We start from the raw sequence: 6,823 nt of genomic DNA, 5'->3' as shown, positions 1-6,823 counted from the left end.
TTTTTAATATTAGCTAAAGCTACATTATATGCTTTCTTACACATTCTTGAAAGAAATCTATAGATAAAAAATTCACCTCTAGTAGATTTTAGTTTTTGTTTTAAAACTTTATATCTTTTCACATCAATTCACCTCCTCTCTCATTCGTATAATACACCCTATTTTGACATTATTCATGTCTATTATAAAAATATTTTATTTTTCCTACTTAATAAAAGTATATACGAAAAGTAATAATAAATAGAGTTTTAAATTTACTAATAAATAAAAAAATGCTGTAATGGCTAAAATTGGCTATTACAGCATTTTCTATATATAGAAAAAATAAAAGGCTGAAGAATCAGCCTTGAATTATCCTTTGGTACCCACTACGGGGGTCGAACCCGTAATCTTCTCCTTGAGAGGGAGACGTGTTAACCATTCCACCAAGCGGGCATGTTTGAGACTAGAACTATATCAAGTCGCAATAAGAATTATACAAAAAACATATTTGAATGTCAATAAGAATTTTTCATTTCTTTTGGATTTAGATGTTCTTGAGAATTTCTATTTAAAATAATATAATAAATATATATGTAACCGTAGCTCAGCTGAATAGAGCAGCACCCTCCGAAGGTGCAGGTCGCGGGTTTAAATCCCGTCGGTTACGCCATTATAGGAGAATAAGCATGAATTTAGCTATGCTTGGAATAACAAAGAAAACCTATAAAAAATAAGAACTCAGCAATTGGCTGAGTTTTCTTATTTTAGTGAATTTTCAGTTGTTTTTAAATCATCTGTTTTAATAAGGATATTTGTATTTCCATCCTCTGTATAGGAATACATATATTCAATATTAATTTGATTATCCGCAAGCTTCTTTAGAATCTTTTCTAAATCGCCTGGCTCATTTTTAACAGTGATGCTTAATAAATCGGTCAGTACAGTCATATAGCCCTCTTGAGTTAAAACGTCCTGAGCTTTTTTGTTGTCCTCTGTAACTAATCTTAAAATACCGAAATCCTCTGTATCTGCTAAGAATAAGGATAGGATATTAATTTTATGCTCACCTAATATTCTTAAAATATTATGAACATTTCCTTTATCGTTTTGAGTATAAATAGCTAATTGATTTACGATCATAATGGCCTCCTTAAATCTTTCTATTATCTATTGTACGCTTTGTCTTTCCGTCGGATAGAGGAATCTCACCTGGCGAGCAAAAGGTAATTTTTGGTGCAATTCCAATCGCACTAGTAACCTCATGCTCAACAATCTTTTTAAGCTTTTCAATATTCTTAATGGTGTCTGTAAAGTATGCTGGATTTAATTCTACTTTAATTTCTAAGGAATCTAATAGGCCTGTACGCTCAACAACGAGTAGATAGTGTGCACCATTTAATTCCTTAATCTTCGTTAAGGTATGTTCGATTTGGCTTGGGAATACATTGACACCTCTAATGATTAGCATATCATCGCTTCTAGCCTTAACTCTATCCATACGAACAAGTGTTCTACCACAAATAGGGCATGTTCCATGATATAAGGAGCATAAATCTCTTGTTCTATAACGAATTAGAGGAACACCTTCTTTTCTTAAGGTTGTAAATACAAGTTCTCCTTCAACCCCATCAGGTAAGACCTCTAGAGTTTCTGGGTCAATAATTTCAGGGTAGAAGAAGTCTTCATTTACGTGTAAGTATTTACCACCACAGTTCATAGATACACCAGGACCTGAGATTTCAGATAATCCATAAATATCATAGGCTTTAATATGAAGCTTTTCTTCAATTTGCGCCTTCATACCCTCACTCCAAGGCTCAGCACCAAAAATACCAACGCGAAGTGAAAAATCATCAATGGTATATTCACTAGATTTTTCAATTGCCTCAGCAAGAACTAAAGCATAGGATGGTGTACAGCATAAAACGGTTGCCTTAAAATCCTTAAGTAGCTGAAGCTGACGGTTTGTATTACCTGTAGAGCAGGGTACTACAGCACAGCCTAACGCCTCAGCACCATAATGTGCACCAAGTCCACCGGTGAATAAACCATATCCATAGGAGATATGTACAATATCACTTTTTGTTACTCCTGCGAAGGTTAAGGATCTTTTAAATGCTTCGCTCCAGTCATCTAGATCCCTTTTCGTATATCCCACAGTGGTAAGCTTACCTGTTGTACCACTAGAGGCATGAATTCTTACAATATTGTCCAAGCTAGTAGCGAAGAAGCCATAAGGATAATTCTCTCTTAGGTCATGCTTTGTTGTAAATGGTAGCTTTACGATATCCTTAATGGATTTAATGTCTTCAGGCTTAATATGTGCCTCATCCATTTTTTCTCTATAAGGCTTTTGGTTTTTATAAACATGCTTAATTTGTTCTATTAATCTTTCACTTTGGATTTTTTCCAAAGCTTCCTTTTCCATATAATCTATATTTTCCATAAATAATCCCTTTAAAATTTCATATTTTTATACATTATATATTAGATATTCAAAAATGTATATAAACATTAGCAATAAGTTTTTTGAATTTTTTTGAATTGTTATAACAATTATATTGAATTTTTTTGAATTTAATGTATAATGAAGGTACAAGAGGTGATGATATGCTAAAATTTTTTGATTGTAACAGCAAGGTTGGCTATGCATCAATTTATGAAAACCATATTACCTTTAATAAAGAATTACTAAAATATTTTAGTGATGCTTATAGGGTAAGAGTTGGGATTGATGTAGAAGAGAAAAAAATCTTTGTGTTTTTAATCGATAAGGATTATGCATTGTCTGGTGAAATCAATGAAAGCTCTCTTTTAAAGATTTCCTTATCGAAAAGCTATGCTAGAATAAGCTCAAGAGCTTTAGTGGAGTATATTTTAAAAGCGTTCTCCATAAATTTACAACCTAATGGTGCATTAAAGCTTATGGCTCAATACGACGAAAAAAAGAAGGCTATAGCGATTTTTGTGGGAGGTGAAAAGGTATGTTCTTAGATTTTTTAACAGAAATTGAAAACTATACCATTTGGATTTGGCTTGGTATATTCGTTTTAACCGTAATCCTTGAGGCCTCTACCCAGGATTTTGTTTCCATTTGGTTTGCGGTTGGTAGCCTTGTTGCGATTGCAATTTCCTACTCTGCACCATTTTGGGTCGAATTAATTGTATTCGTTGTCATTTCTGCAATGGCCCTAATATTCACAAGACCACTAGTGAAAAAGCTTATGGATCGAACGGTAAGAAAAACGAATTCGGATGATTTTGTCGGTAAAAGAGTAAAGGTTGAAAAGGAAATCACAAAGTACGATGGTGGCTTAGTAAAGCTAAATGGTATTGTATATAGTGCAATATTAATGGAGGAGGAAGAAAAGCCCATCCCATTAGATAGCATTGTAGAGGTAGTTTCATTAAAAGGAAACCGTGTAGTAGTAAAACTAATTGAAAAGAATGAAAGTGAGGAATAATTATATGTTTTTAGAAGGTAATCCAGGAGTTATTGCTGCAATTATTATTTCTGTAATTGCAGTCATCATTTTAATTTATTTAATTACACGAATTCGTATTGTAAAACAAACAAATAAATATGTTGTTGAGCGTTTAGGTGGATATCATGCAACTTGGGGAGTAGGCTTCCATTTCCTATGTCCATTTGTTGATCGTATTTCTTATGTTGTTTCTATGAAGGAGCAGGTAAAGGATTTCGATCCACAGCCTGTTATTACAAAGGATAACGTAACGATGCAAATTGATACGGTTGTTTTCTTCCAGGTTACTGACCCTAAGCTATTTGCTTATGGTGTTGAAAATCCTATTGCTGCTATTGAAAACCTAAGTGCAACAACACTACGTAATATCATTGGTGAGCTTGACCTTGATGAAACCCTAACATCAAGAGATATCATCAACACGAAGATGAGAAGCATTCTAGATGAGGCTACAGACCCATGGGGAATTAAGGTAAACCGTGTCGAGGTTAAAAACATTCTACCTCCAAAGGATATTCGTGATGCCATGGAGCGTCAGATGAGAGCGGAACGTGAAAGAAGAGAAAAAATCTTACTTGCCGAAGGTGAAAAGAAGAGCCAAATCTTACTTGCTGAAGGTCAAAAGGAATCCCAGATTCTAAAGGCAGATGCTGAAAAGGAAGCTATGATTTTAAAGGCTACAGGTCAAGCAGAATCTATTTTAAGAGTAAAAGAGGCTGAGGCTCAGGGTATTAAGTTAATTAGAGAAGCTGAGGCAGAGGGTTTAAAATCCTTAAATTCTGCGAATGTTACAAATGAGGTATTAACATTAAAGAGCTATGAGGCTGTAAGAGATTTAGCAAATGGTCAGGCAACAAAGATTATCGTTCCATCTGAGTTACAAAATCTTGCAACGGCCGCAACAACAATTTCTGAAATTGTGAAAAAGTAAGAAAAGAAGTAGGATGAAGCACACTTAGTTGTGCTTTTTCTTTTTTTGAAAATCGATATGAAATCCTTAGGTGCAATCCTTTTACATATTCTCCATAAAATCGATTCTGATCATAGATAAGGATATAGAAGAAGACTAAAGAATAATATTTATCCATTTCGCTTATGTATCAGGATTTTTTAGTTTGTATATGCTTCACATAAATATAAAGTCCTTAGCAATCAATACTTTATTTTACACTTTTTTACATTTATACTTTACAAAATTTTACACTTGTTGTAAAATAATGTTAAAGAAAGGGTGATAAAATGAAAGTAACAGACTTACTTACCATTACGGAATTATCTAGAATTACGAATAAATCGAGACCAACCTTATATAAATATATATCTGATTTTGAGCTTGGTGCATTAAATGATATACCTCCGGTTATGGTTAGGCTATTTCAATCTATCGTAAGTGGTGAATTTTCCAAAAAGGATGTTTACTCTTATTGTGATATATATTTTATGGATGATAGTGAACTAAAGGATATTATTTTACTGATTAAGGAAAACAGTAAGAAATTGAATTTAGAGCGCTTAAGGGAATTTATATTAAAGGAGATAAGATAATATGGAAGAGACTAAGAATATTTTACTTGAAGAAGAAAAGCTATATAAAGCATTAGAATATTATAGATTAAATAAGGATATAGAGCTTATTGAAGAAAGAATTAAGGATTTAGAATTAAAGGATTCGAATAGTAATAAATTCAATAAGGTAATTCATAATATAATCAATCCTATTATGAAGCAGGATAAGGATAGCTTAGCAAAATTAAAGAATAAGGCCTTAGATAATTTAGAGGATTTTAATAGTAAGAATAGTGATATTCCTTTAATGTCTAGGGAGGAATTAAAAGAGTCTATTCAAGAATTCTATAAAGAGGATACCAATAATGAGGCAAGAATTTTAATGGGGTTAAAGCTTTTATTTCAAAGTGAATATAGCTATGTATGTGTAAATGAATCCGAAGAAAAGGTATCTGATGTTTTATTTGATAATTTGACGAAATTAAAAGAATTAAAAGAAGAATTAAAGAAAAATTATTACAGTATTAATAAAAAGAATTTAAAGGAATTTGATAAGAGTGTATGGAAGGGACTTGGTATTGTGGCTGCTGCAAGCCTTCTTGCAGGACCTATTGGTACCTTTGCCGCAACAAAAAACAAGGATGTCAAAGCATCCTTAGATGATCTTGCCTATGCAGGAGAGAATTTAGGGTTTACAGCCATAACTCTATCTATGGTTACATTAAATGTTTTCTTGATTGGGGCATCTGCAGGAATGTATGGTATATCTTTACTTAAGAAGGATGAAAATTTAAAGAAGGAATATAGAAAATTAAGCCCAGATAGCCTTGCCATGCGTTTTGCAATTAAAGCTACCATATTAGAAGAACTAAAGAAGAAGGGGGATTTAGAGATTTTAAATGTATGCTTCGATGATTGCCTTACGGTTTTAGATAATTATAGAGCAGATGCAGAATATATGATGATTGTTGAGCATAAGGATATAGATATTGCATCGAGAAAGGTTACCATTTGTAACAATTTTGTTGCAAGGCTAAATGAAATCTCTAAGCAAGAGTGATGGACGAATATAATTTTAAAATAGAAGAGGATTTTTCTTTAGAAAAATTATCCTATGGAATCATAGATATTTTAAAAAGAAATTCCTTAATGACCAATATAGAGGTATTAGATGAATATACCTATATTATTACTTCAACGAATACTACCACTCAGAATAAATATTTTAAAAGTATAAGTGGTACAATTTGTTCCTTATCGATCTATTTAGAGGTAAAGAATTCAAATTTAAGAGTATTGTTTAAAGATAAATCAATGAAGGATAAGGGCTTTGCCTATACTATGTCTATGGCCATACCTGTATTCTTCTTTAGTAGTACCTATGGAGTAATAAGACAAAATGAAATTGAAAAGGATATATTATCCTATATAAAAAGAGTTGTTGGAGATGAAGAGGTTTATATGAGAATAAGTAATATGACAATAAGACAAAGAATTATATGTGCAACACCAATTGTAAGCCTAATCCTGTTTTTAGCTATGGGTTACATATGGAATATGTGGGCATGGGGATCCTTAGCATTCCTATTAATCCCGCTTATGCCAATATTCTTAGGCGAGATTAATCCGGAATATATATTCCCATTTGTCGTAGGGGGAATATATATTGGGTTAGGCTTTGGCTTAAATGCTTGGCATCCTGCATGGATCATTTTCTTAACCATTCCAGTATATTATATTTTATTCCCAATAAGAAATAAAAAACCATTAAAAAAGAATTATGATTATTAAAAAAGGGGACTACATTGAATTGTAGTCCCTAAATTTATTATTCTTCGTACCAAGCATCA

At 32.4% G+C, this 6,823-nt stretch carries 8 protein-coding genes and 2 tRNA genes; 7 read left to right on the top strand and 3 right to left on the bottom strand.

What is annotated here, in order from left to right:
* Positions 1-359: 359 nt before the first annotated feature.
* Positions 360-435, bottom strand: a tRNA-Glu gene (locus tag SPJ17_RS06200).
* Positions 436-575: 140 nt separating this feature from the next.
* On the opposite strand from SPJ17_RS06200, the gene SPJ17_RS06195 reads away from it, so the two are divergent.
* Positions 576-652, top strand: a tRNA-Arg gene (locus SPJ17_RS06195).
* Between the two features lie 89 nt (positions 653-741).
* On the opposite strand, the gene SPJ17_RS06190 is transcribed toward SPJ17_RS06195, so the two are convergent.
* Together SPJ17_RS06190 and SPJ17_RS06185 are read right to left on the bottom strand one after the other, a co-directional pair.
* Positions 742-1,122, bottom strand: a complete 381-nt coding sequence (locus SPJ17_RS06190; RefSeq protein WP_321093668.1) for a hypothetical protein — start codon at positions 1,120-1,122, stop codon at positions 742-744.
* A 10-nt stretch (positions 1,123-1,132) separates the two neighbouring features.
* A complete protein-coding gene (locus tag SPJ17_RS06185; protein ID WP_321093666.1) occupies positions 1,133-2,428 on the bottom strand; it encodes a phenylacetate--CoA ligase in 1,296 nt (431 codons plus the stop codon).
* A 164-nt stretch (positions 2,429-2,592) separates the two neighbouring features.
* On the opposite strand from SPJ17_RS06185, the gene SPJ17_RS06180 reads away from it, so the two are divergent.
* From SPJ17_RS06180 to SPJ17_RS06155, 6 genes are all read left to right on the top strand, one after another.
* Positions 2,593-2,976 carry a hypothetical protein gene (locus tag SPJ17_RS06180; RefSeq protein ID WP_321093662.1) on the top strand — a complete coding sequence of 128 codons (384 nt, stop codon included), beginning with the start codon at positions 2,593-2,595 and terminating at the stop codon, positions 2,974-2,976.
* The gene (locus tag SPJ17_RS06175; protein ID WP_321093659.1) at positions 2,967-3,446 is read left to right on the top strand and encodes an NfeD family protein; all 480 of its coding nucleotides are present in this window, start codon (positions 2,967-2,969) and stop codon (positions 3,444-3,446) included. The genes SPJ17_RS06180 and SPJ17_RS06175 overlap by 10 nt, the downstream gene beginning before the upstream one ends.
* Before the next feature lie 4 nt (positions 3,447-3,450).
* A complete protein-coding gene (locus SPJ17_RS06170; RefSeq protein ID WP_321093657.1) occupies positions 3,451-4,398 on the top strand; it encodes an SPFH domain-containing protein in 948 nt (315 codons plus the stop codon).
* Between the two features lie 308 nt (positions 4,399-4,706).
* Positions 4,707-5,012, top strand: a complete 306-nt coding sequence (locus tag SPJ17_RS06165; protein WP_321093654.1) for a hypothetical protein — start codon at positions 4,707-4,709, stop codon at positions 5,010-5,012.
* A 1-nt stretch (position 5,013) separates the two neighbouring features.
* On the top strand, positions 5,014-6,033 hold the full coding sequence (locus tag SPJ17_RS06160; protein WP_321093652.1) for a hypothetical protein: 1,020 nt from the start codon (positions 5,014-5,016) through the stop codon (positions 6,031-6,033).
* Positions 6,033-6,764, top strand: a complete 732-nt coding sequence (locus tag SPJ17_RS06155) for a hypothetical protein (RefSeq protein WP_321093650.1) — start codon at positions 6,033-6,035, stop codon at positions 6,762-6,764. Before SPJ17_RS06160 ends, SPJ17_RS06155 begins: the two co-directional genes overlap by 1 nt.
* Positions 6,765-6,823 lie beyond the last annotated feature (59 nt).

This window comes from Anaeroplasma sp., from assembly GCF_034179385.1.
In the GTDB taxonomy this organism is placed as follows: Bacteria; Bacillota_I; Bacilli_A; order Acholeplasmatales; family Anaeroplasmataceae; genus Anaeroplasma.
The sequence above is the reverse complement of the archived record's forward strand: the minus strand, read 5'-3'. Positions and strand labels throughout refer to the sequence as shown.